Source organism: Pseudomonas sp. p1(2021b) (genome assembly GCF_020151015.1).
In the GTDB taxonomy this organism is placed as follows: domain Bacteria; phylum Pseudomonadota; class Gammaproteobacteria; order Pseudomonadales; family Pseudomonadaceae; genus Aquipseudomonas; species Aquipseudomonas putida_K.
The window spans coordinates 3,401,982-3,425,344 of the sequence record NZ_CP083746.1; the positions used below are offsets into that span (position 1 = coordinate 3,401,982).

20 protein-coding genes and 1 other RNA gene are annotated in these 23,363 nt (G+C 64.5%); 13 read left to right on the top strand and 8 right to left on the bottom strand.

Annotated elements, in window-relative coordinates; genetic code table 11:
• Positions 1 to 222 precede the first annotated feature (222 nt).
• The 12 genes from ccoN to K8374_RS15820 all read left to right on the top strand — a co-directional run bounded on the left by ccoN (position 223) and on the right by K8374_RS15820 (position 12,278).
• Positions 223 to 1,665, top strand: coding sequence for a cytochrome-c oxidase, cbb3-type subunit I (gene ccoN / locus K8374_RS15765; RefSeq protein WP_224456332.1), 1,443 nt, complete (start codon positions 223 to 225; stop codon positions 1,663 to 1,665).
• Positions 1,665 to 2,273 (top strand): cytochrome-c oxidase, cbb3-type subunit II, encoded by a 609-nt coding sequence (gene ccoO, locus K8374_RS15770; RefSeq protein ID WP_196144752.1) that lies wholly within the window; start codon positions 1,665 to 1,667, stop codon positions 2,271 to 2,273. The genes ccoN and ccoO overlap by 1 nt, the downstream gene beginning before the upstream one ends.
• A gap of 5 nt (positions 2,274 to 2,278) precedes the next feature.
• Positions 2,279 to 2,476: a cbb3-type cytochrome oxidase subunit 3 gene (locus K8374_RS15775; protein ID WP_084854741.1), complete on the top strand. Its 198-nt coding sequence runs from the start codon at positions 2,279 to 2,281 to the stop codon at positions 2,474 to 2,476.
• Positions 2,473 to 3,453, top strand: a complete 981-nt coding sequence (gene ccoP / locus K8374_RS15780) for a cytochrome-c oxidase, cbb3-type subunit III (RefSeq protein ID WP_224456333.1) — start codon at positions 2,473 to 2,475, stop codon at positions 3,451 to 3,453. The genes K8374_RS15775 and ccoP overlap by 4 nt, the downstream gene beginning before the upstream one ends.
• 336 nt (positions 3,454 to 3,789) lie before the next feature.
• On the top strand, positions 3,790 to 5,205 hold the full coding sequence (gene ccoG / locus K8374_RS15785) for a cytochrome c oxidase accessory protein CcoG (RefSeq protein ID WP_224456334.1): 1,416 nt from the start codon (positions 3,790 to 3,792) through the stop codon (positions 5,203 to 5,205).
• Positions 5,206 to 5,216: 11 nt separating this feature from the next.
• A complete protein-coding gene (locus tag K8374_RS15790; RefSeq protein WP_224456335.1) occupies positions 5,217 to 5,747 on the top strand; it encodes a FixH family protein in 531 nt (176 codons plus the stop codon).
• A 132-nt stretch (positions 5,748 to 5,879) separates the two neighbouring features.
• Positions 5,880 to 8,354 (top strand): heavy metal translocating P-type ATPase, encoded by a 2,475-nt coding sequence (locus K8374_RS15795; RefSeq protein ID WP_224456336.1) that lies wholly within the window; start codon positions 5,880 to 5,882, stop codon positions 8,352 to 8,354.
• Positions 8,333 to 8,548, top strand: a complete 216-nt coding sequence (gene ccoS / locus K8374_RS15800) for a cbb3-type cytochrome oxidase assembly protein CcoS (RefSeq protein ID WP_084854648.1) — start codon at positions 8,333 to 8,335, stop codon at positions 8,546 to 8,548. The genes K8374_RS15795 and ccoS overlap by 22 nt, the downstream gene beginning before the upstream one ends.
• Positions 8,541 to 9,224: a sulfite exporter TauE/SafE family protein gene (locus K8374_RS15805; protein WP_224456337.1), complete on the top strand. Its 684-nt coding sequence runs from the start codon at positions 8,541 to 8,543 to the stop codon at positions 9,222 to 9,224. Before ccoS ends, K8374_RS15805 begins: the two co-directional genes overlap by 8 nt.
• Positions 9,225 to 9,376: 152 nt before the next feature.
• Complete coding sequence (gene hemN, locus K8374_RS15810) at positions 9,377 to 10,759, top strand: oxygen-independent coproporphyrinogen III oxidase (RefSeq protein ID WP_224456338.1); 1,383 nt, start codon at positions 9,377 to 9,379, stop codon at positions 10,757 to 10,759.
• A gap of 183 nt (positions 10,760 to 10,942) precedes the next feature.
• Positions 10,943 to 11,677 carry a Crp/Fnr family transcriptional regulator FnrA gene (gene fnrA / locus K8374_RS15815; protein ID WP_224456339.1) on the top strand — a complete coding sequence of 245 codons (735 nt, stop codon included), beginning with the start codon at positions 10,943 to 10,945 and terminating at the stop codon, positions 11,675 to 11,677.
• A gap of 52 nt (positions 11,678 to 11,729) precedes the next feature.
• The gene (locus K8374_RS15820) at positions 11,730 to 12,278 is read left to right on the top strand and encodes an adenine phosphoribosyltransferase (protein ID WP_084854644.1); all 549 of its coding nucleotides are present in this window, start codon (positions 11,730 to 11,732) and stop codon (positions 12,276 to 12,278) included.
• Positions 12,279 to 12,346: 68 nt separating this feature from the next.
• Here the strand turns inward: K8374_RS15820 and recR are convergent, their stop codons facing one another.
• From recR to dnaX, 3 genes are all read right to left on the bottom strand, one after another.
• Complete coding sequence (recR, locus tag K8374_RS15825) at positions 12,347 to 12,949, bottom strand: recombination mediator RecR (RefSeq protein WP_224456340.1); 603 nt, start codon at positions 12,947 to 12,949, stop codon at positions 12,347 to 12,349.
• Between the two features lie 204 nt (positions 12,950 to 13,153).
• Entirely contained in the window at positions 13,154 to 13,489 is a 336-nt protein-coding gene (locus K8374_RS15830; RefSeq protein ID WP_084854642.1) for a YbaB/EbfC family nucleoid-associated protein, read from the bottom strand.
• Positions 13,490 to 13,551: 62 nt separating this feature from the next.
• Positions 13,552 to 15,639 carry a DNA polymerase III subunit gamma/tau gene (dnaX, locus tag K8374_RS15835; RefSeq protein ID WP_224456341.1) on the bottom strand — a complete coding sequence of 696 codons (2,088 nt, stop codon included), beginning with the start codon at positions 15,637 to 15,639 and terminating at the stop codon, positions 13,552 to 13,554.
• 128 nt (positions 15,640 to 15,767) lie between these two features.
• Between dnaX and K8374_RS15840 the strand changes: the two genes are divergently transcribed.
• On the top strand, positions 15,768 to 16,541 hold the full coding sequence (locus K8374_RS15840) for a substrate-binding periplasmic protein (protein ID WP_224456342.1): 774 nt from the start codon (positions 15,768 to 15,770) through the stop codon (positions 16,539 to 16,541).
• Positions 16,542 to 16,970: 429 nt separating this feature from the next.
• Here K8374_RS15840 and K8374_RS15845 read toward each other — a convergent pair whose 3' ends face one another.
• From K8374_RS15845 to zipA, 5 genes are all read right to left on the bottom strand, one after another.
• On the bottom strand, positions 16,971 to 18,905 hold the full coding sequence (locus K8374_RS15845; RefSeq protein ID WP_224456343.1) for a hypothetical protein: 1,935 nt from the start codon (positions 18,903 to 18,905) through the stop codon (positions 16,971 to 16,973).
• A gap of 17 nt (positions 18,906 to 18,922) precedes the next feature.
• The gene (locus K8374_RS15850; protein ID WP_224456344.1) at positions 18,923 to 19,345 is read right to left on the bottom strand and encodes a hypothetical protein; all 423 of its coding nucleotides are present in this window, start codon (positions 19,343 to 19,345) and stop codon (positions 18,923 to 18,925) included.
• Between the two features lie 163 nt (positions 19,346 to 19,508).
• An RNA gene (gene ffs, locus K8374_RS15855) (signal recognition particle sRNA small type) lies at positions 19,509 to 19,605 on the bottom strand.
• 121 nt (positions 19,606 to 19,726) lie between these two features.
• Positions 19,727 to 22,081 (bottom strand): NAD-dependent DNA ligase LigA, encoded by a 2,355-nt coding sequence (ligA, locus tag K8374_RS15860; protein ID WP_224456345.1) that lies wholly within the window; start codon positions 22,079 to 22,081, stop codon positions 19,727 to 19,729.
• 263 nt (positions 22,082 to 22,344) lie between these two features.
• Positions 22,345 to 23,217 carry a cell division protein ZipA gene (zipA, locus tag K8374_RS15865; RefSeq protein ID WP_224456346.1) on the bottom strand — a complete coding sequence of 291 codons (873 nt, stop codon included), beginning with the start codon at positions 23,215 to 23,217 and terminating at the stop codon, positions 22,345 to 22,347.
• Between the last annotated feature and the right edge of the window lie 146 nt (positions 23,218 to 23,363).

A 23,363-nucleotide genomic window follows, 5' to 3' on the forward strand; every position in this document is an offset into this window, starting at 1 on the left:
AGAGAAAAGCTTGACCGATCGATCAGAAAAAGGCGAAAAACGGTACACATTACAAACATTTATTTGTGTACAATCATCCAGCCCCTAAACCGCGGGACGGTGGTGGAAAGGGCCTGGACACGGGTCGGCGCAAGCATCCTTGCGTTGCCATAACCCTGGTGGTTATCGATACTGGCGCCGATTTTCGACCAACAAGAACACCCTAAACCGTGGAACCTTAGAATGAGCACTGTAATCAGTCCGACTGCTTATAACTATAAGGTCGTCCGCCAGTTCGCCATCATGACGGTGGTCTGGGGGATCCTTGGCATGGGGCTCGGCGTCTTCATCGCCTCGCAACTGGTATGGCCCCAGCTGAACCTGGACCTGCCATGGACGAGCTTCGGCCGCCTTCGCCCGCTGCACACCAACCTGGTGATCTTCGCCTTCGGGGGTTGCGCACTGTTCGCCACCTCCTACTACGTCGTGCAGCGCACCTGCCAGACCCGGCTGATCTCCGACAGCATGGCCGCCTTCACCTTCTGGGGTTGGCAGGCGGTGATCGTCGGCGCCCTGATCACCCTGCCGATGGGCTACACCACCACCAAGGAATACGCCGAGCTCGAGTGGCCGCTGGCGATTCTCCTGGCCATCGTCTGGGTCACCTACGGCCTGGTGTTCTTCGGCACCATCGTCAAGCGCAAGACCAAGCACATCTATGTCGGCAACTGGTTCTACGGTGGCTTCATCGTGGTCACGGCGATGCTGCACATCGTCAACCACATGTCCCTGCCGGTCAGCTGGTTCAAGTCGTACTCGGCCTACTCCGGTGCCACCGACGCGATGATCCAGTGGTGGTACGGGCACAACGCCGTGGGCTTCTTCCTGACCACCGGCTTCCTGGGGATGATGTACTACTTCGTGCCCAAGCAGGCCGAACGCCCGATCTACTCCTATCGCCTGTCGATCGTGCACTTCTGGGCGCTGATCACCCTGTACATCTGGGCAGGCCCGCACCACCTGCACTACACCGCGCTGCCTGACTGGGCGCAGTCGCTGGGCATGGTGATGTCGATCATCCTGCTGGCCCCGAGCTGGGGCGGCATGATCAACGGCATGATGACCCTCTCCGGCGCCTGGCACAAACTGCGCACCGACCCGATCCTGCGTTTCCTGGTGGTGTCGCTGGCCTTCTACGGCATGTCCACCTTCGAAGGCCCGATGATGGCCATCAAGACGGTCAACTCGCTGTCGCACTACACCGACTGGACCATCGGCCACGTCCACGCCGGCGCCCTCGGCTGGGTGGCGATGATCTCCATCGGCTCGGTCTACCACATGATTCCCAAGCTCTACGGCCGCCAGCAGATGCACAGCGTCGGCCTGATCAACGCGCACTTCTGGCTGGCGACCATCGGTACCGTGCTGTACATCGCCTCGATGTGGGTCAACGGCATCACCCAGGGCCTGATGTGGCGCGCCATCAACGACGACGGCACCCTCACCTACTCCTTCGTCGAAGCCCTCCAGGCCAGCCACCCGGGCTACATCGTCCGCGCCCTGGGCGGTGCGTTCTTCGCCTCCGGCATGCTGCTGATGGCCTACAACGTCTACCGCACCGTCCGCGCCTCGAAGCCGGCCGAGGCTGAAGAAGCCGCCAAGATCGTCGTCGTGGGAGCTCACTGATGAAACACGAAGCAGTCGAGAAGAATATCGGCCTGCTGGCCTTCTTCATGGTCATCGCCGTCAGCGTCGGCGGCCTGACCCAGATCGTCCCGCTGTTCTTCCAGGACGTGACCAACAAGCCGGTCGAGGGCATGAAGCCCCGGACCGCGCTGGAGCTCGAAGGCCGCGACATCTACATCCGCGAAGGCTGCGTGGGCTGCCACTCGCAGATGATCCGCCCGTTCCGCGCCGAGACCGAGCGCTACGGCCATTACTCGGTCGCCGGCGAGAGCGTCTGGGACCACCCGTTCCTGTGGGGCTCCAAGCGTACCGGGCCTGACCTGGCCCGCGTCGGTGGCCGCTACTCCGACGACTGGCACCGCGCGCACCTGTACAACCCGCGCAACGTGGTGCCCGAGTCGAAGATGCCGTCCTACCCCTGGCTGGTAGAGAACAAGCTCGACGGCAAGGATACGCCGAAGAAGATGGAAGTCCTGCGCACCCTGGGCGTGCCCTACACCGACGAGGACATCGCCGGCGCCCGCGACGCGGTCAAGGGCAAGACCGAGATGGACGCCATCGTGGCGTACCTGCAAGGCCTTGGCACCATCATCAAGAGCAAGCGGTGACACTGATGGATATCGGGATGATTCGCGGCCTGGGCACCGTCGTGGTGATGGTGGCCTTCGTTGGCCTGGCGCTCTGGGTGTTCAACCCACGGCGCAAGAAGGAGTTCGACGAGGCGACCCGGTTGCCGTTCGCCGATGACCCCGAGGCCAGCCAGCACGTCGAGCAAGCGCAAGCGAAAGCTTCTAGGAGCAACGAACAATGACAACCTTCTGGAGTCTGTACGTCACCGTCCTGACCCTGGGCACCATCTTCTCTCTGACCTGGCTGTTGCTTTCCACCCGCAAGGGCCAGCGCGAGGAAGCCACCGACGAGACCGTCGGCCATGCCTTCGACGGTATCGAGGAATACGACAACCCGCTGCCCAAGTGGTGGTTCTGGCTGTTCGTCGGCACCATCGTGTTCGCCCTGGGCTACCTGGTGCTGTACCCGGGCCTGGGTAACTGGAAAGGCATCCTGCCCGGCTACCAGTACCTGGATAACGAGAAGAAGACCGAGTTCAGCAACGGCCAGCCGGGCTGGACCGGCGTGCACGAGTGGGAAAAGGAAATGGCCAAGGCCGACGCCCGCTTCGGGCCGATCTTCGCCAAGTTCGCCGCCATGCCCATCGAGGAAGTGGCCAAGGACCCGCAAGCCCTGAAGATGGGCGGCCGCCTGTTCGCCTCCAACTGCTCGGTGTGCCACGGCTCTGACGCCAAGGGTGCCTACGGCTTCCCCAACCTGACCGACAACGATTGGCGTTGGGGTGGCGAGCCGGAGACCATCAAGACCACCATCATGAATGGTCGCCATGGCGTGATGCCGGCCTGGGCCGAAGTGCTCGGCGAGCAGGGCGTGGCCGACGTGGCCGCCTTCGTGCTGACCAACCTGGACGGGCGCAGCCTGCCGGAAGGCGCCAAGGCCGACCCGGCCAATGGCCAGAAACTCTTCGCCGCCAACTGCGTGGCCTGCCACGGGCCTGAAGGCAAAGGCACCCCAGCCATGGGCGCGCCGAACCTGACCCACCCACAGGCGTTCATCTACGGCTCGAGTTTCGCCCAGCTGCAACAGACCATCCGCTACGGTCGCCAGGGCCAGATGCCGGCCCAGGCGCAGATGCAGGGCAACGACAAGGTCCACCTGCTGGCGGCCTATGTCTACAGCCTCTCGCACCAGGAACAGGAAACGGCCAAGGCCGAGTGAGTGTGTGACCCAGGCCCCGCCAGTGACCCTGCCGGGGCCTTTTCAATTTGCGGTGCCTGATAAGACCCTATCGCGGGACAAGCCCGCTCCCACAGGTTCGCCCCGCGATGGTTTCAACGCAGCCCGCCAAGGCTAAACGAGCAGCCCATGACCTGGATCAATTGACAGCTGCCATTACACGATCCAATCCATAAACCCAATGCGACTAAAGGTCGCGGCGCGCTCCCTGCCTGCCAGCACAGGCGTATCATGGGCCGCAGAGCGCTAGCAGAATGCGTAGGACTGCGGCCGGCAGGTACTGGCCGCGGCATTTCTCCACTGCCGTGGGACACGATGATGAGCAAGCAAATTCCGGTACATGATGTCACCCCGCCCGCCAAGAAAGGCCAGGAATCCCTCGACCTCTATGCCTCCCGGGAAAAGATCTACACCCGCGCCTTCACCGGCGTGTTCCGCAGGCTGCGGATGGTCGGCGGGGCCATCCTGTTCCTGCTCTACTTCGGCACCGTGTGGCTGAACTGGGGCGACCACCAGGCCGTGTGGTGGAACCTGCCCGAGCGCAAGTTCTACATCTTCGGCGCTACCATCTGGCCCCAGGACTTCATCCTGCTCTCGGGCCTGCTGATCGTCGCCGCCTTCGGCCTGTTCTTCATCACCGTGTTCGCCGGGCGCGTGTGGTGCGGCTATACCTGCCCGCAAAGCGTCTGGACCTGGATCTTCATGTGGTGTGAAAAAGTCACCGAGGGCGACCGCAACCAACGCATGAAGCTGGACAAGGCGCCGATGAGCGGCAACAAGTTGTTGCGCAAGACCGCCAAGCACAGCCTGTGGCTGCTGATCGGCTTCGTCACCGGCATGACCTTCGTCGGCTATTTCTCGCCGATCCGCGAACTGGTCGGCGAATTCTTCACCGGCCAGGCCGATGGCTGGGCCTATTTCTGGGTCGGTTTCTTCACCCTCGCCACCTATGGCAATGCTGGCTGGTTGCGTGAACAGGTGTGCGTGCACATGTGCCCCTACGCGCGCTTCCAGAGCGTGATGTTCGACAAGGACACCCTGATCGTTTCCTACGACCCACGGCGCGGCGAAACCCGCGGGCCACGCAAGAAGGACATGGACTACAAGGCCAAGGGCCTGGGCGACTGCATCGACTGCACCATGTGCGTACAGGTCTGCCCGACCGGCATCGACATCCGTGATGGCCTGCAGATTGAATGCATCGGCTGCGCAGCGTGCATCGACGCCTGCGACAACATCATGGAGAAGATGAACTACCCCAAGGGCCTGATCAGCTATACCACCGAACACAACCTGTCCGGGCAGAAGACCCACATGCTGCGCCCGCGCCTGATCGGCTATGCCCTGGTGCTGCTGGTGATGATCGGCCTGCTGGTCACCGCATTCGCCACTCGCTCGCTGGTGGGCTTCGACGTCAGCAAGGACCGCGTGTTGTACCGCGAGAACGCCCAGGGGCGGATCGAGAACGTGTACAGCCTCAAGGTCATGAACAAGGACCAGCGCGACCACGTGTACGTGCTCGACGCCGCCGGCCTGCCCGGCCTGCAGCTCGCAGGCCACCGCGAGGTGCGTGTCGCCGCCGGCGATATCGTCAGCCTGCCGGTGCAATTGTCGGTCGCGCCCGAGCAATTGCCTTCGACCACCAACGAAATCACCTTCATCCTCAGGGACGCCGATGACAGCGCCACCCAGGTTGAAGCCAAGAGCCGTTTCATCGGCCCGCAAATCCGCTGAGAGAGAACGACATGCCTGCCGCAACCGCCGCCAGCCCCTGGTACAAAGACCTCTGGCCTTGGATCATCATCGGCATCCTGACCACTTCGGTGTGCCTGAGCCTGGCCATGGTCAGCATTGCCGTACGCAACCCCGACAACCTGGTGAACGACAACTACTACGAGGCTGGCAAGGGCATCAACCGCTCCCTGGACCGCGAGTTGCTGGCCCAGACCCTCAACCTCAAGGCGAGCGTGCACCTGGACGAGCTGACCGGCGAAGTCCAGGTACGCCTGAGCGGCGACAGCGACCCACAGACGCTGGAACTGAACCTGATCTCACCGACCCAGCCGGAACGCGACCGCAAGGTACAACTGGCCCGTACCGAACCTGGCCGTTATGTCGGCCAGCTGGAAGACAAGGTAGAAGGCCGACGCTTCGTGGAACTGCTGGGCAGCCAGGACGGCCGCGTGTGGCGGCTGTTCGAGGAGGAGAAGGTCGCCCATGGGGTGAGCCTGGAACTGGGCGATGAAGCCCTGCAGGGTGCCGAGCACCAGGAATGACCTGGGCGCGTTGCGCCCCTTTCGCGGCACGCGGTCGCTCCTACAAGACTTGGTGCTCCTGTAGGAGCGGGCCTGCCCCGCGATGGGCGGCATAGCCGCCCCAGCAATCCAATGGCATAAGACATCATCACAATGACCTCCCCTACCTCCTGCTACCACTGCGCCCTGCCCGTCCCCGCCGGCAGCCGCTTCACCGCCGTGGTCCTCGGTGAACCGCGGTCGTTCTGCTGCCCAGGCTGCCAAGCCGTGGCCGAGTCGATCGTGGCCGGTGGCCTGGAGAGCTACTACCAGCACCGCAGCGACACCAGCGCCAACCCAGAAGCCCTGCCGCGCCAGTTGCAGGACGAGCTGGCACTCTACGACCGCGCCGATGTGCAGCAGGGCTTCGTCCGCCAGCTGGGCGAGCTTCGCGAAACCACGCTGATGATCGAAGGCATCAGCTGCGCCGCCTGTGGCTGGCTGATCGAGAAACACCTGCGCAATCTGCCGGGCGTGGCCGAGGCGCGCCTGAACCTGTCCAATCATCGCCTGCTGGTGGCCTGGGACGACCGCCGGGTACCGCTCTCGCAATTGCTGGCCGAGCTGCGCCAGATCGGCTACGCCGCCCACCCCTACCAGCCCGACCAGGCCGCCGAGCAGCTGGCCCGGGAGAACCGCAGCGCCCTGCGTCGCCTGGGCGTGGCGGGCCTGCTGTGGTTCCAGGCGATGATGGCGACCATGGCCACCTGGCCCGAATTCAACATCGACCTGAGCCCCGAGCTGCATACCATCCTGCGCTGGGTCGCGCTGTTCCTGACCACACCCATCGTCTTCTACAGCTGCGCACCCTTCTTCAAGGGCGCCGCCCGCGACCTGCGCACCCGCCACCTGACCATGGACGTCTCGGTGTCGCTGGCCATCGGCCTGGCCTACGGCGCCGGGATCTGGACAGCCATGACCGGCAGCGGCGAGCTGTACTTCGACACGGTCGGCATGTTCGCCCTGTTCCTGCTCACTGGCCGCTACCTGGAACGCCGTGCCCGGGAGCGCACCGCCGCCGCCACCGCCCAGCTGGTCAACCTGCTGCCGGCCTCGTGCCTGCGCCTGGATGCCGCCGGCCACGGCGAGCGCATCCTGCTGGCAGAACTACGCCAAGGTGACCGGGTGCAGGTGCTGCCCGGCGCGGTGATCCCGGCCGATGGCCGCATCGTCGATGGCCGCTCCAGCATCGACGAGTCGCTGCTGACCGGCGAATACCTGCCCTTGGCGCGCCAGGCCGGCGACCGGGTCACCGGCGGCACGCTGAACGTCGAAAGCACCCTGACCGTGGAAGTCGAGGCACTGGGCCAGGACTCGCGCCTCTCGGCCATCGTCCGCCTGCTCGAACGGGCCCAGTCGGAAAAACCCCGGCTGGCCGAGATCGCTGACCGAGCCTCCCAGTGGTTCCTGTTGTTCACCCTGGTGGCCAGTGTCGCCATTGGCCTGCTGTGGTGGCAGATCGACGCGCCACGTGCGTTCTGGATCGTCCTGGCCATGCTGGTGGCAACCTGCCCGTGTGCGCTGTCCCTGGCCACGCCCACCGCCCTCACCGCAGCCACCGGCACCCTGCACCGGCTAGGCCTGCTGGTAACACGCGGCCATGTGCTCGAGGGCCTGAACCAGGTCGACACGGTGATCTTCGACAAGACCGGCACACTGACCGAAGGCCGCCTGGCCCTGCGCAGCATCCACCCGCTGGGCGCCTTGCCCGCCGATCGTTGCCTGGCCCTGGCCGCCGCGCTCGAAAACCGCTCGGAACACCCGATCGCACGCGCCTTCGGTCGTGCCACCACAGCCGCCGAAGATGTCCAGACGGCGCCTGGGCTGGGCCTTGAGGGGCAGTTCGAAGGCGAGCGCCTGCGCATCGGCCAGGCCACGTTCGTCTGCGCCCTGAGCGGCGCGCCCGTGCCGAGTGTGCCGCAACCGCGTGGCCAATGGCTGTTGCTGGGCGATAGCCAGGGCCCCCTGGCCTGGTTCGGCCTCGATGATCGCCTGCGCGAGGATGCCCCTGCCCTGCTGGCTGCCTGCAAAGCTCGAGGCTGGAAGACGCTGCTGCTGTCCGGCGACAGTTCACCGATGGTCGCCGAGGTGGCGACGCAACTGGGCATCGAGCAGGCCATCGGCGGCCTACGCCCGGACGACAAGCTGGACCGCCTCAAGGCCTTGCAGGCCGAAGGCCGCAAGGTGCTGATGCTGGGTGATGGCGTCAACGACGTGCCAGTGCTGGCCGCCGCCGACATCAGCATCGCCATGGGCTCGGCCACGGACCTGGCCAAGACGTGCGCCGACGCGGTGCTGTTGTCCAACCGCCTCGAGGCATTGGTACAGGCCTTCGAGCTGGCCCGTCGTACCCGCCGCAACATCCTCGAGAACCTGCTCTGGGCGACCCTGTATAATGGCCTCATGTTGCCGTTCGCCGCCCTGGGCTGGATCACGCCGGTGTGGGCGGCCATCGGCATGTCGGTCAGCTCGCTGATCGTGGTCCTCAACGCCCTGCGTCTGACCCGCCTGCCCAGCGCAACGGGCCTGCCCGCACACAAGCCCTCGACACCCGGAAGGAAACCGCTATGCCCGCCCTCTACGTCATGATCCCGGCGGCCCTGCTGATCGTAGGCGTGGCCGTGTACATCTTCTTCTGGGCAGTGGACAGTGGCCAGTACGACGACCTTGACAGCCCGGCCCACAGCATCCTGTTCGATGACCAGGACCCTCGCCACCAGGCTGCCGTGAAACCTGACCAGGCCCCAGCCGAAGAAGACAAGGATTCCAAACCACGTGCCTGACCTGCTCCCGCTCCTCGGTTCGGCGCTGGTCCTGGGCCTGCTTGGCGGCGGCCACTGCCTGGGCATGTGCGGCGGCCTGATGGGCGCCCTGACCCTTGCCATCCCGCCCGAGCAACGTGGCCGACGCCTGCGCCTGCTGCTGGCCTACAACCTGGGGCGCATCCTCAGCTACGCCACTGCCGGCCTGGTGCTGGGCCTTGCCGGCGTGGCGCTGGCCAGCAGCCCATTGGCCCAAGGGCTGCGCGTGGTAGCCGCGCTGCTGCTCATTGCCATGGGGCTGTACCTGGCCGGCTGGTGGAGCGGACTGACGCATATCGAAGCGCTCGGCCGCGGCCTGTGGCGGCATGTGCAACCGCTGGCGACGCGCTTGCTGCCGGTATCGAGCCTGCCCCGTGCCCTGTTGCTCGGCGCCCTGTGGGGCTGGCTGCCGTGCGGCCTGGTCTACAGCACGCTGCTGTGGGCGGCCAGCCAGGGCAATGCGGCCCACAGTGCCGTGCTGATGCTGGCGTTCGGGCTGGGGACCTGGCCTGTGCTGGTGGCCACAGGTCTTGCCGCCGAGCGTGTCGGCGCCGTGCTGCGCAAGCGTGGCGTGCGCATGGCAGGCGGATTGCTGGTGATCCTGTTCGGCCTGTGGACGCTGCCGGGGCCGCATCAGCATTGGTTGATGGGGCATTGATCGGGGTCGCCATACCTGTGGGAACCGGCTTGCCGGCGATCGGGCCGCGCAGCGGCCCGGATGCGCCATCCGAGGCCCGTTGATGCAAATCAAGACGGCGTTTTCACTGGCCCCCTAGACTCCGGACTCTGCTGCTCTATCCGGGGACCACCATGCTCGACGACCTACGCTGGGACTCCGACCTGATCCGCCGCTACGATCTGGCCGGGCCACGCTACACCTCATACCCGACCGCCGTGCAACTGCATGGCGAAGTGGGCTCGTTCGACCTGCTCCACGCCCTGCGCGAGAGCCGCCGTGCGGTTCGCCCGTTGTCGCTGTACGTGCACGTGCCGTTCTGCGCCAACATCTGCTACTACTGCGCCTGTAACAAGGTCATCACCAAGGACCGCGCCCGCGCCCAGCCCTACCTGCAACGCCTGGAGCAGGAAATCCAGCTCGTCGCCTGCCATCTGGCACCCAACCAGCGCGTCGAGCAACTGCATTTCGGCGGCGGCACCCCCACCTTCCTCAGCCATGTGGAGTTGCGCCACTTGATGGCGACCCTGCGCCAGCATTTCCACCTGCTGGACGACGATTCCGGCGACTACGGCATCGAGATCGACCCACGCGAGGCCGACTGGTCGACCATGGGCCTGCTGCGCGAACTGGGCTTCAACCGCGTCAGCCTGGGCGTGCAGGACCTGGACCCGGCGGTTCAGCGGGCGATCAACCGCCTGCAAAGCCTGGAACAGACCCGCACACTGGTCGAGGCTGCACGCACCCTGCAGTTCCGTTCGGTCAACCTCGACCTGATCTACGGCCTGCCCCGGCAGACACCGGAGGGCTTCGCCCGTACCGTCGAGGAAGTGATCCGCCTGCAACCGGACCGTCTCTCGGTGTTCAACTACGCCCACCTGCCCGAGCGCTTCATGCCCCAGCGGCGCATCGACAGCAATGAGCTGCCGGCGCCTGGCGCCAAGCTGGAGATGCTGCACCGCACCATCGAGCAACTGACGGCCGCCGGCTACCGCTACATCGGCATGGACCACTTCGCCCTGCCCGATGACGAGCTGGCCATCGCCCAGGAGGAAGGCACCTTGCAACGCAACTTCCAGGGCTACACCACCCACGGCCATTGCGACCTGATCGGCCTGGGCGTATCGGCCATCAGCCAGATCGGCGACCTCTACTGCCAGAACAGCAACGACCTAGCCAGGTACCAGGAAACCCTCTCCACCGCCCAGCTGGCGACCCAGCGCGGCCTGCTGTGCACCCCGGATGACCGCGTGCGGCGCGCCGTGATCCAGCAGTTGATTTGCCACTTCGAGTTGGATTTCGAGACCATCGAACAGGCCTTCACCATCGACTTCCGCGGCTACTTCAACGAGCAGTGGCCAGAGCTTCAAGCCCTGCAGCGAGACGGCCTGATCAGCCTGGACAGCCGAGGCATCCGCGTACTCCCTGCCGGGCGCCTGCTGGTACGTTCGGTATGCATGGTGTTCGATGCCTACCTGGCCATGCACAACCGCCAACGTTTTTCACGGGTGATCTGATACGAGTCGATCGACCGCATGGACAGACCTCCTTGCCAGGGACACTATGGGCAATAGACAGGCCTGGGCAGCCATTCGCCACGGCCTGGCCAGCGCGCACCAAAATAGCGCATGCTGGCCTACACCCCACGCTGTGAGTTACCCTTACAGCTTATGTGTGCTTTCCCACAAGGATCGATTGAAATGTCCGAGCCAGTCAAACTGCGCCCTCACAACCAGGCCCACTGCAAGGATTGCAGCCTGGCGCCCCTGTGCCTGCCCCTGTCCCTCAATCTGGAGGACATGGACGCACTGGATGAGATCGTCAAGCGCGGCCGCCCGCTGAAGAAAGGGGAATTCCTGTTCCGCCAGGGTGACAATTTCGGCTCGGTCTATGCGGTGCGCTCCGGCGCCCTGAAAACCTTCAGCCTGAGCGACAGCGGCGAAGAGCAGATCACCGGCTTCCACCTGCCCAGCGAACTGGTCGGCCTGTCCGGCATGGACACCGAGGCATACCCGGTATCGGCCCAGGCACAAGAGACCACCTCGGTCTGCGAGATTCCGTTCGAGCGCCTGGACGAATTGTCGGTACAACTGCCGCAACTGCGCCGCCAGTTGATGCGTGTGATGAGCCGCGAAATCCGCGACGACCAGCAGATGATGCTGCTGCTGTCGAAGAAGACTGCCGATGAGCGCATCGCCACCTTCCTGGTCAACCTCTCCGCACGCTTCCGCGCCCGCGGCTATTCGGCCAACCAGTTCCGCCTGAGCATGTCGCGCAACGAGATCGGCAACTACCTGGGCCTGGCGGTGGAAACCGTGTCACGGGTCTTCACCCGCTTCCAGCACAATGGTTTGATCAAGGCCGAAGGCAAGGAAGTGCACATCCTCGACCCGATCCAGCTGTGCGCGCTGGCGGGCGGTGCGATGGAAGTCTGAACAAGCCTCCCCGGCAAGGTATACTGGCGCATCCGTTTTCCAGGAAAGCCACATGCACTGCGATACCTTCGACCTCAAAGCCCTGATCCGCCCGGTCCCGGACTTCCCCAAGCCGGGCGTGATCTTCCGCGACATTACCCCGCTGTTCCAGTCGCCCCGTGGGCTGCGCTACGTCGCCGACCAGTTCATCGAGCGCTACGTCGAGGCCGAGTTCAGCCACATCGGTGCCATGGATGCCCGTGGCTTCCTGATCGGCTCGATCATTGCCCACCAGTTGAACAAGCCCCTGATCCTGTTCCGCAAACAAGGCAAGCTGCCGGCCGACGTGCTGTCGGAGGCCTACCAGACCGAATACGGCGAAGCCTTCCTGGAGGTGCATGCCGACAGCCTGTGCGAGGGTGATTCGGTGTTGATCTTCGATGACCTGATCGCCACCGGCGGCACCCTGCTGGCGGCTGCCAACCTGGTGCGACGTACCGGTGCCGAGGTGTTCGAGGCAGCGGCGATCATCGACCTGCCGGAACTGGAAGGTTCGCGTCGCCTGCAGGCGGCCGGGGTGCCGACCTTCTGCCTGACCGAGTTTTCGCTCAGCGAATATTGATGCCTGCGGGGCCGCTTTGCGGCCCGATCGCGGGGCAAGCCCGCTCCTACAGGGAGGGGCGTATCGGCTTACAACGAAATGGCTTTTCGCCCTGCGAATGCATGGGCCAAGGTCCCGCCATCCACCATCTCCAGCTCCCCTCCCAGCGGCACGCCGTGGGCGATCCGCGAGGCGGTCAGGCCTTTCTCGGCCAGCAGCTGGGCGATGTAGTGAGCGGTCGCCTCCCCTTCAACGGTAGGGTTGGTGGCCAGGATCACCTCACTGAAAGTACCCTGCTCTTCGATCCGTGCCATCAGCTGCGGAATGCCGATGGCCTCTGGGCCCAGGCCATCCAGGGGTGATAGGTGCCCCTTGAGCACGAAATAGCGACCGCGGTACCCGGTCTGCTCCACGGCATACACGTCCATCGGGCCTTCGACCACGCACAGCTGGGTGTCGTCGCGGCGGGTATCGGCGCATTGGGGGCACAACTCCTGCTCGGTCAGGGTGCGGCATTGGCGGCAGTGGCCGACGCCTTCCATGGCCTGGCTCAGGGCCTGTGCCAGGCGCAGGCCGCCGCTGCGGTCGCGCTCGAGCAGCTGCAGGGCCATGCGCTGGGCGGTTTTCTGGCCGACGCCGGGCAAGGTACGCAGGGCGTCGATCAGTTGGCGGATCAGGGGGCTGAAGCTCATGGGAAAGGCCTGACAGATCAATAGGAGGCGGTTTATACCCATCAGGGTCATTCACGTCAAATGGACGCGGGTATGATTCGCGTGGCGTAGTGGTGCGAAGATCCAGCGCCCACGCAATCTATAATCCTATCCCCTGCTATAAAAAAAGCCGCCCCGATAATCGGTAGCGGCTTCGATAGGCAGCCGGTCAACACCGGCAACGCATCAGAACGGCATCTTGAAGCCAGGCGGCAGTTGCATGCCAGCGGTCATGCTGCCCATCTTTTCCTGGCTGTTCTGCTCGACCTTGCGTACGGCGTCGTTCAGCGCAGCCGCGATCAGGTCTTCCAGGACTTCCTTGTCGTCCTCTTCGGTCGACATCAGGCTCTGGTCGATGCTGACGCGCTTCACGTCGTGACGACCGGTCATTACCACGCTCACCAGGCCGCCACCAGACTGGCCGGTGACTTCGGCGTTGGCCAGCTCTTCCTGCATCTTCTGCATTTTTTCCTGCATTTGCTGGGCCTGCTTCATCAGGCCGGCCATGCCACCTTTCATCATGGGGTACACCTCGATTGGTTCATGTGATGCGGCCGACGCAGCGCCGGGCGCATGGTTATCCGTTATTCGTCCTGGCTGGCCAGGGCCTGTACAGGCTCAATAGTATCCTGCCGCACCGTCGCACCGAACTGCCGGATCATCTGCTGGATGAGCGGGTCCTGCTCGATCGACACTTCTGCGTCACGCTGACGCTCGGCACGCTTGCGCGCGGCAGCCTGGGCTGGCGTCTCCTGCTCCGGCCGGATCAGCTCGATCTTCAAGCGCAGGGTACGCCCCAGGTGCTGGTTGAGCGCTTCGTTCAGACGCCGCTGCTGGGTCGAGTTGAACAGCGCGCCCTGGGCCGGATCCAGGTGCAGCAACCAGTCATCACCCTCAGCGGCGATCAGCGTGCAGTTTGCGGCGATGTTGCCTGTCATGCCCGACACAGGCAACTGCGGGAATAATTCCAGCCATTGCAAGGCCAGGCCCGTGGCGGGCTTGGCCGCTGGCAGTGGCTCCGGCGCCTTGGCCGGCTCGGCCTCATGGACATGCTCGGCCAGCTCGTCCAGGTAGCTGAAGGCTGCCGGGTCGCTGTCCGGTGTGTAGTAATCCTCGTCCAGCGGAGGCTCATCGTCCCGGTCCATACCGACAGGGCCGTACGCAGACGGGTCGAACGGCGGCTCGTCGTCGTTCGATTGCTCCACGCTCGGCTCTGGTGCAGGTACCGGCTCAGGGGCAGGCGCCGCAGCGGTAGGTGCGTGCGGAGCAACAGGCTCCTCCCATGGCAGGTCGATGACCTCCTCCACCTGCGGCTCTGGCGCGTGGACCTCGGCCTGCACCTCAGGCTCGGGGTCGCGCTCAGGGTACGCGGGCGGAGCGGGTTCAACCGCCTGTTGCAACGCCTCGACAGGCTCGACGACAGGGTCGGCCACGGCCGGTACGTCCGCAGGTGCAGCGGTGGGCTCCGGCTCGACGGCGACAACCGGCTCGACGGCAGGCTCCGCGGCTGCCACCGGTGTTGCCGGATCAGCTGTGGCCTGGCTGATCCCCACCGGCTTTAGTACCGGCTTCGGTGCATCGTCGGCATCGGCCGGGCGGAAGGCCAGCATTCGCAGCAGGACCATCTCGAAGCCACCGCGCGGGTCCGGCGCCAGTGGCAGGTCGCGACGACCGATCAGGCCCATCTGGTAATAGAACTGCACATCTTCGGCCGGCAGTGCCGAAGCCAGGGCCAGCACCCGGTCGCGATCGCCCTGGCCGTTGTCGACAGCCTCGGGCAACGCCTGGGCGATGGCAACGCGGTGCAGCACGTTGAGCATCTCGGCCAGTACGCCGTTCCAGTCCGGGCCCTGCTCGGCCAGGTTTCGCACCGCTTCGAGCAGTGCCCGGGCGTCGCCTTCGAGCAAGGCCTGGAGCACGCCATAGACCTGCCCATGGTCGAGGGTACCGAGCATCGCCCGTACGTCCGCGGCCAAGACCTTGCCTTCGCCGAAGGCAATGGCCTGGTCGGTCAGGCTCATGGCATCGCGCATCGAGCCATCGGCCGCGCGGCCGAGCAGCCACAGGGCATCTTCCTCGAAGGGCACGTTCTCGGCGCCGAGCACATGGCTCAGGTGCTCGACCACCCGCTCCGGGCTCATGTTCTTCAGAGAGAACTGCAGGCAGCGCGAGAGGATGGTGGCCGGCAGCTTCTGCGGGTCGGTGGTGGCCAGGATGAACTTGACGTAGGGCGGCGGCTCTTCCAGCGTCTTGAGCAGGGCGTTGAACGAGTGGGTCGAGAGCATGTGCACTTCGTCGATCAGGTAGACCTTGAAGCGCCCACGACTAGGGGCGTACTGCACGTTGTCGAGCAGCTCGCGGGTGTCTTCGACCTTGGTGCGGCTCGCGGCGTCGATCTCGATCAGGTCGACGAAGCGGCCTTCGTCGATCTCCCGGCACACCGAACAGGTACCGCACGGCGTGGAAGTGATGCCGGTCTCGCAGTTCAGGCACTTGGCGATGATACGCGCGATGGTGGTCTTGCCCACGCCGCGGGTACCGGTGAACAGATAGGCATGGTGCAGGCGCTGGTTGTCCAGGGCGTTGATCAAAGCCTTGAGCACATGGGTCTGCCCGACCATTTCGCGGAACGAGCGCGGGCGCCATTTACGTGCAAGAACCTGATAACTCATCAAAAACCATCGCAACCTGAACGAGCGGAAGATCGCTAATGCTAGCGGAGCGAGGGCAAAATTGCACCCTGCCGAACTCGTCTACGCTATGAACAGGCACGCTCTGGCAGCGATCAAGGAGGATTGACGTGCGGCGAGTCCTGCTCATCCTCGTATTCTGGGCCAGCCACAGCCTGGCGCAGCAGCCGGTGCTGCGTTTTTCCGTGGCCGAAAGCTGGAGCATGCCGCTGATCCGCCTGGAGCAGGGTCAGCCGGTCGAAGGCATCCTGTTCGACCTGATGCAGGCCCTGGCCCGCGAAGCAGGCGTGCGCCCACGCTATCACCTGATGGCCCGCCTGCGGCTCAAGCAGGCCATGGACAACGGCGATATCGACGTGCGCTGCTACGTCACGCCCCAATGGTTCAGCGAACGCTTCGCCAACTTCGTGTGGAGCGTACCCCTGCTTCGCCAGAGCGACCTGCTGGTCGGCAGCCCTGGCACGCAGCGCCCCACCCAGGTAGACCAGCTGGTGCAGCAACCGGTGGGCACCGTGCTGGGGTACAGCTACCCTGCCCTGGAGGGCCTGTTCGCCCAAGGCAGGTTGCACCGCGAAGACAGCCGCAACCAGCTGCTGGTCTTGCAGAAACTGCAGGCCGGGCGCTATCGCCATGCCGTGAGCAATGCGCTCTCCCTGCACTGGTTCAACCGCCAGCAGCCGCCCGCCTGGAAACTGCCGGCCCTGGCCGTGCTGGAGGAACAGGACCTGCACTGCATGGTCCGCGACGACCCGGCTATTCCTACCCAGCACATCCTCGAAGCGCTGGCTCGCATGAAGCGGTCAGGGCAGATCGACCGGATCGTCCAACGCTACGGCGCACCTGCGATACAACCAGCCGCGTCCCGCCAGGCCATCGATCGCTGAGCCTCGCTACGCAAGCGCAATAGCGCTCAGAAAAATGATGATCCCCAACACGACAAGCCCGATGGCAACCCCCTGAAGCGGGGTCAGCTCTTCTTGTTTCATTGTGCTCATCTGCATGTTTGCGTCTCCGCTTATTCTTGTGATGAGCTTGGATAATAAGAATTAATTTCCTACATAGATGCCGGAAATCTCCGGTCATACTGCAAGGCAACTCCTACGCAATACCCGAGACCATACACAGCATGTTCAATACGCGGACGGGGAAGTAGGTGCGCAAGTGTTAGCCCGCCGGCCCAATCGCGGGACAAGCCCGCTCCCACAGGGTCGGTGTTCGCAGCCCGACAAGGTTGGGTTATCGACCATAGGCTACGACGTGCAGGGTCATGTGGGAGCGGGCTTGCCCTGCGATTGGGCCGGTACAGTCCCCCTTCAATAACCGTGAGACTCCCGGAACGGCTGGCCCTTGTGATAGGCCACCCATTCCTGCACATCGTAGGGCAGGTACAGCTGCCGACGGGCTCGCGACAGGGCGATATACACCGCACAGACCCGAGCATCGAATGCATAGGCATCCTTGAACGGCTCGGTGCTCATCAGCTCCGGCGTCAGCAGCACGTGATCGAACTCCAGCCCCCCGGCATCCTCGGCCAGCATCAGCATGACGCTGCCCGGCTGGCCGGTCACCTGCGCCTTGAGCGCATTCAGGTCGGCCATCCTGAAGCTTTCCTGCAGCCGGGCCTGCACCCAGAGGAACGACGCGTCGTAACGGTGAGCATCTTGCACCTGGCGCCAGTCGGCGCTATGGGCAAAATACGGGTGCGAGGTATCGCCATCGTGCTCGCCGCGAAAGAGCTTGACTGCGGTCTCCATGAAGGCCGGCATACCCGACTGTTCGGCAAAGCCAAGCGCGCAACGCTTGCCCGCCAGCTCCATGGCCCATTTCATGGTGTCCCAGTGCGAGGCCGTCAACACCACGCACCCGACCGGTGGCACGAACCCTTGCGGATAGAACTCGATCCCGACTTCGGCGCTACCGGCGCCCTCGAAGGCGAGCTTGGACTTCTGCGAATGCACGCTGATCAGCGGGTTGATCAAACGCTCGACCTGGGGCCCACTGCGCACGGAGAAGGCAATCTCGCGCTGGCGTACCTCGCGCTGCCTGCGCAAACCCGGCCCCCAGGCGCGCTGGTATTCGTCGCCCAGGGTGATCAGCACCTGGCGGCCACGCTCGATGATCTGCAGCAGCGACGCCGGCACGTCCTGGCTCTCGTCGATGATCACATGGCTGTAGTGCGTCGGCACGCTGCAACCGGCCAGGCTCGCGCGCTTGACCAGCAACAGTGGCGCAAAACCGCTGTGGCGGTCCCACGCAGGGTTGGCCTGCAAGTACGTCCATAGGCGGCTTGCATATTCGAGCAGGACGCGGCTGTCGACATTCGACAAAGGCTGCTCGAAGAACGGCAGGTGCCGGGCAGTGATGCTGTAGTCCCACGATTCGCAATAGGCCTTCAGCACCTCCAGGCAGATCTCCAGCGCCTTCTCCGGCCCGTATTGGCGAACGCCGAGAATCCCCAACTCCTCGGCCAGGGCGCACTTGCGCGGCAACCGGGCCGGCTTGGCCGCAGGCCGTCGTGCACCTTGCAGCAGCTCCTGGGCGAACTCACCGAAGGTCTTGCCGCGCTTGCTGTCGGCCTGCACGCCAAGGCGGCGGCGCAGGGTTTGCAGCTTCCCGGTGGTACGTGCCAACGGCAGTACCCGGCCTGTCGGCAGGCAATCGATCAAGGCGCCGAGCAGATAGCTCTTGCCGATGCCGGCATACCCTTGCACATGCAGGTCCTCCTCCGGGTTGGCTCGCACCACCCGGACCAGTTTGTCCTGCGCATCGGTGAGCCATCGCTCCTTGTTCATGCCGGTGATGGCCTGCTGGCGGAACGGGTTGTTGTTCAGGTGCCGACGGACCTTGAATTCGAAATCCCACTTGCCATCGGGCAACAGATAATCGCGCGCATCGACTTCGTCCGCCGGTAACAGATGCAGCTTCGCCCCCTTCATGACTTCGAGGCCGAAGTACAGCTTGCGCGCATCGAACAACCGACGCGCTTCCGACAGCAACCCAACGCCCGGCGAATGGCGCCCATCGACCGCCCAGGCCAGCAGCTTGGCCAGCACTTTTTCGGCAGCCGCCGGGTCGAGTACCTGCCCTTTGGCATCGGCAAGATGCTGGATGACCAGCACCGCAGCCAACTGCGGATCGTCCAGAGCCTCCAACGCAGGCAACCCAGGTGCATCGAGCAGGCCTTGGCAGGTCTCTGCGGTCACCGGCAGGAACACCGGGCGGGTGAAATCGTAGTGTTCAGGTTGCATACGCGCTCACGCCAAAATCATTCAACAGCGCACGGCTCGGCACCAGCCGCTACCTGCAATGCGTATTCATAGGCCCCAAGGCTGCCGCTCATCCCGCCCGGGTATTCCCGCGCCTGGCCAGCGCCCGCCTCGCCGTCGGCCTCGATCACGCCGTCGAGCTCGTACAACGCCATTTCCAGCAGCTTGCGCAGGTGCCGGGCGTTGCCGGCCGAAACCCGCAACTGCAACTCGAACCCACCGGGGCTCGTCACGACCGGCTTGTCGCTGCTCACCACCTCGGCCTCGCCCAGTATGCGCTCATGCTCTTCTTCCATCTGGTCAAGCACCTTGGTCAGCTCCAGCACCCGCTCGGGGTGGGCAGCCATCAGGTCCTTGATCTCCAGGCGGCGCACCTGCCACTCCCGGATCTTGTGGCGGGTCTGGTCGTCTATGTGGTCCATGGTCGTTACCTCGCGGCCAAAACGGACTGGCGGAATGCCTTGCATGATAAGGCGCGCGAAGGGGCGGGAGAAAGGTGCGTGGTATTACCAGGCGTTGACGGCTGGGTGCGGGGCAAGGTCGGAAGGATGAAACGGCTTTGGCAGAGGCCAAAAATGGAGGCGGCCCCACCAGCCACACCCCGGCACACGATGTTCCCGCTATGGCTGCTCCCTTCCGGGCCTGACCAGGTTAACGGGTAATCGTTGCGGGGGGACCGATGGGGCCACCACTGCGCGGCTCGCCAAGTGACGAGCCGCGCCATTGTACCGGTCTGGGGCGAAGTTACAACCTCTGCATCGAGAAAAAACCATCATTTCTCAATGACTTGTCCCATTCGTCGATCAGACGGCGATGCCCTGGGCCTCGAGGAAGGTGACGAAGGCATCTTCATCGAGCACCTTGAGGCCCAGCTCGTTGGCTTTGGCCAGCTTGGAGCCGGCGCCGGGACCGGCGACCACGCAATGGGTCTTGCCGGACACCGAGCCGGCCACCTTGGCGCCGAGGCTTTCGAGCTTGTCCTTGGCGATGTCGCGGCTCATGCGCTCCAGGGTGCCGGTCAGGACCCAGGTCTGCCCGGCCAGGGGTAGGCCTTCTGCGACCTTCTTCTCGCTGGCCCAGTGCATGCCGAATGCCAGCAGTTGCGCCTCGATGGCGCGGGCCAGGTGCTGGTTGGCCGGCGCCTTGAAGAACTCGCGCACGGCCTCGGCCTGTTTGGTGTTCAAGGCCTGGCGCAGGTCGATGCCGTCGGCTTCGATGATCTTGTCCAGGGTGCCTAGCTTGGCCACCAGCTTCTGCGCACCGGTCGGGCCGACCGAGGGGATGTCGAGCTTGGCGATCATGCCGTCCAGGGTGGTACTGGCGGCGAACTCGGCGGCCAGCTCGCCTTCGTCCTGCAACTGCAGGCCACTGTCGAGCAACTGCTGGATGACGTCGCGGTTGTGGTCGTCCTCGAAGAAGTTGTGGATCTCGTAGGCGACTTCCAGGCCGATGTCCGGCAGGTAGGTCAACACTTGCGGCAAGGCCTGCTGCACCCGCGCCAGGCTGCCCAGGGAACGGGCCAGGACCTTGGCGGTTTCCTCGCCGACATCCGGGATCCCCAGGGCGAAGATGAAGCGCGCCAGGCTGGGCCGCTTGCTGGCCTCGATGGCGTCCAGCAACTTGTTGCTGGAGACCTCGGCGAAACCTTCGAGCTCGACCACCTGCTCGAATGTCAGGCGGTACAGGTCGGCCGGCGAGCGGATCAGGCCTTCATCGACCAACTGCTCGACGCTCTTCTCGCCCAGGCCATCGATGTCCATGGCACGGCGCGAGACGTAGTGGATGATCGCCTGCTTGAGCTGGGCCGCACAGGCCAGGCGGCCGACGCAACGGTATACCGCGCCTTCGCTGGTGGTTTCCTTGCCTTTGCTGCGCTTGACCAGCTGGGTGCGCTCGACCTGCGAACCACAGACCGGGCACTGGCTGGGCACCTGCACGGGCCGGGCGCTCTCGGGACGGCGCTCGGCCACCACCTGCATCACCTGCGGGATGACGTCGCCGGCCCGACGGATGATCACGGTGTCACCGATCATCAGGCCCAGACGGGCGATTTCGTCCATGTTGTGCAAGGTGGCGTTGGAAACGGTGACACCCGCCACCTTGACCGGCTTCAGCCGTGCAACCGGCGTCACCGCACCCGTGCGGCCGACCTGGAATTCGACATCGAGCACTTCGGTGAGCTCTTCCATGGCCGGGAACTTGTGGGCGATGGCCCAACGTGGCTCACGGGCACGGAAACCCAGTTCGCGCTGGGCGGCCAGGCTGTTGACCTTGAATACCACGCCGTCGATTTCATAGGGCAGGTCGTTGCGCCGGGCGCCGATGTCGCGATAGTAGGCCAGGCACTGCTCGACCCCGGCGGCATGCCTGAGCTCACGGCTGATGGGCATGCCCCAGCCCTTGAGCTTCTCGAGGATCCCGATATGGCTGTCGGCGATGGTCTCGGACACCTGGCCCACCCCGTAGCAACAGAACTCCAGCGGGCGGCTGGCGGTGATCTTCGAGTCAAGCTGGCGCAGGCTGCCGGCGGCCGCGTTGCGTGGGTTGGCGAAGGTCTTGCCACCGCTCTCGGCCTGGGCGGCGTTGAGGCGTTCGAAGCCAGCCTTGCTCATGTAGACCTCGCCACGAACCTCCAGCACTGCCGGCCAGCCGCTACCTTGCAGTTTGAGCGGGATGTTGCGCACGGTGCGCACGTTGGCACTGATGTCCTCGCCCGTGGTGCCATCGCCACGGGTGGCGCCTTGCACCAGCAGGCCATCGCGGTACAACAAGCTGACCGCCAGGCCATCGAGCTTGGGCTCGCAGCTGTAGTCGACTGCCGCCTCGTCGGCGAACAGGTCGCCTGACGGCAGGTCCAGGCCTTCCACTACCCGGCGATCGAAATCGCGCAGGTCGTCCTCCTCGAAGGCGTTGCCCAGGCTGAGCATGGGGATTTCGTGACGAACCTGGCTGAACGCCGCCAGCGCCGCGCCGCCTACCCGCTGGGTCGGCGAGTCGGGCGTCACCAGGTGGGGGTGCTCGGCCTCCAGGGCCTTGAGCTCGTTGAACAGGCGGTCGTATTCGGCGTCGGGCACGCTCGGTTCGTCCAGCACGTAATAGCGGTAGTTGTGCTGGTCGAGCTCGGCACGCAATTCATGGATACGGTTTTCGGCGTTCATCGTCCGTTTTCTCTTGCAAAGCAAAAGAGCAGCCTGGAGCCAATGCTGTGTACCTAAGCAATTGGGGCCGCTACGCGCCCCATCGCGGGACAAGCCCGCTCCTACAGGAATCGCACTGTAGGAGCGGGCTTGTCCCGCGATGGGCTGCATAGCAGCCCCAACGAATGCCACAAATAGCTTGAGTGAACAGTACCAGCCTACGGGCTACGCTTTCGTTGAAATCTCGCGGGCAGAATCGAGGCTGATCCACCCGCTTGGCTACATCAACGCTTCTGGGTCAGCGCGCGGCGCTCGAACTCGACGATGCGCTGGCGGTAGTGCTCGATAGTCTGGGCGGTCAGCACGCTGCGCTGGTCGTCCTTGAGCTCGCCGTTGAGTTCGTGGGCCAGCTTGCGCGCCGCAGCCACCATCACGTCGAAGGCCTGCTTCGGATGACGCGGCCCGGGCAGACCCAGGAAGAAGCTCACCGCGCGGGTGCTGAAGTGGTCGATGTCGTCCAGGTCGAACACGCCCGGCTTGACCGCGTTGGCCATGGAGAACAGCACCTCGCCGTGGCCGGCCATGCTTTCGTGGCGGTGGAAGATGTCCATCTCGCCGAAACGCAGGCCGCTTTCGAGAATGTTCTGCAACAGGGCCGGCCCCTTGAAGCCACCCTCGTCACGGGAGATCACGCTGATCACCAGCACTTCCTCCGCCGGCGGCAGCTCCTTGACGGTATTGCTGCCCGCTGCCGCGCCGTTGTGACGCTTGTCGGCAGGGTAGTCGTCGTCGGCATCGGCGAACAGGTCGGGCTCGCGCGGCTCGGCAGCCAGGTTCAGGTCGCCCTGTTGCGGCTCACCCGCACGCTTGCCACGCTTGGCAGCCTTGGCCGGCTTGGGCTCGCGCTCGCGCGCCGGTGCGCTGACCGACGGCAGGTCGCTTTCGTCCAGCTCAGGTTCCTTCTGGGTTTCCAGCACCCGAGCAGGGCCGAGCACCTCGGCGCTGCCCTCGTCGTCCGGCAGGTTGGAATAACTGCGATCCAGACGGAATTTCAACTTGCCCTTGCCGCCGCGCATGCGGCGCCAGCCGTCGAAAAGAATACCGGCGATGACAATGACGCCGATGACGATCAGCCACTCGCGCAGACCGATTTCCATGTAATCCCGTGCCTCTAAAAAATATGCTTGAAAACAAAGGCTTCAAAGCCCTTTAACACGTGGCGCCAACTCTATGTTCTGACAGGCGTTTTACCCACGCAAAAAACAAGTGACATTAAGCTAGCACGACCAAAGACAACTTTACA

What these genes read in the sequence shown, in the direction of transcription:
- K8374_RS15790 (WP_224456335.1), top strand. Translation starts at nt 5,217, where the DNA reads ATGCCTGCCGCAACCGCCGCCAGCCCCTGGTACAAAGACCTCTGGCCT.
- K8374_RS15845 (WP_224456343.1), bottom strand. Translation starts at nt 18,905, where the DNA reads ATGCAACCTGAACACTACGATTTCACCCGCCCGGTGTTCCTGCCGGTG.
- K8374_RS15775 (WP_084854741.1), top strand. Translation starts at nt 2,279, where the DNA reads ATGGATATCGGGATGATTCGCGGCCTGGGCACCGTCGTGGTGATGGTG.
- ccoN (WP_224456332.1), top strand. Translation starts at nt 223, where the DNA reads ATGAGCACTGTAATCAGTCCGACTGCTTATAACTATAAGGTCGTCCGC.
- fnrA (WP_224456339.1), top strand. Translation starts at nt 10,943, where the DNA reads ATGTCCGAGCCAGTCAAACTGCGCCCTCACAACCAGGCCCACTGCAAG.
- zipA (WP_224456346.1), bottom strand. Translation starts at nt 23,217, where the DNA reads ATGGAAATCGGTCTGCGCGAGTGGCTGATCGTCATCGGCGTCATTGTC.
- dnaX (WP_224456341.1), bottom strand. Translation starts at nt 15,639, where the DNA reads ATGAGTTATCAGGTTCTTGCACGTAAATGGCGCCCGCGCTCGTTCCGC.
- K8374_RS15820 (WP_084854644.1), top strand. Translation starts at nt 11,730, where the DNA reads ATGCACTGCGATACCTTCGACCTCAAAGCCCTGATCCGCCCGGTCCCG.
- ccoG (WP_224456334.1), top strand. Translation starts at nt 3,790, where the DNA reads ATGAGCAAGCAAATTCCGGTACATGATGTCACCCCGCCCGCCAAGAAA.
- hemN (WP_224456338.1), top strand. Translation starts at nt 9,377, where the DNA reads ATGCTCGACGACCTACGCTGGGACTCCGACCTGATCCGCCGCTACGAT.
- K8374_RS15795 (WP_224456336.1), top strand. Translation starts at nt 5,880, where the DNA reads ATGACCTCCCCTACCTCCTGCTACCACTGCGCCCTGCCCGTCCCCGCC.
- ccoO (WP_196144752.1), top strand. Translation starts at nt 1,665, where the DNA reads ATGAAACACGAAGCAGTCGAGAAGAATATCGGCCTGCTGGCCTTCTTC.
- recR (WP_224456340.1), bottom strand. Translation starts at nt 12,949, where the DNA reads ATGAGCTTCAGCCCCCTGATCCGCCAACTGATCGACGCCCTGCGTACC.
- K8374_RS15850 (WP_224456344.1), bottom strand. Translation starts at nt 19,345, where the DNA reads ATGGACCACATAGACGACCAGACCCGCCACAAGATCCGGGAGTGGCAG.
- ligA (WP_224456345.1), bottom strand. Translation starts at nt 22,081, where the DNA reads ATGAACGCCGAAAACCGTATCCATGAATTGCGTGCCGAGCTCGACCAG.
- ccoP (WP_224456333.1), top strand. Translation starts at nt 2,473, where the DNA reads ATGACAACCTTCTGGAGTCTGTACGTCACCGTCCTGACCCTGGGCACC.
- K8374_RS15830 (WP_084854642.1), bottom strand. Translation starts at nt 13,489, where the DNA reads ATGATGAAAGGTGGCATGGCCGGCCTGATGAAGCAGGCCCAGCAAATG.
- ccoS (WP_084854648.1), top strand. Translation starts at nt 8,333, where the DNA reads ATGCCCGCCCTCTACGTCATGATCCCGGCGGCCCTGCTGATCGTAGGC.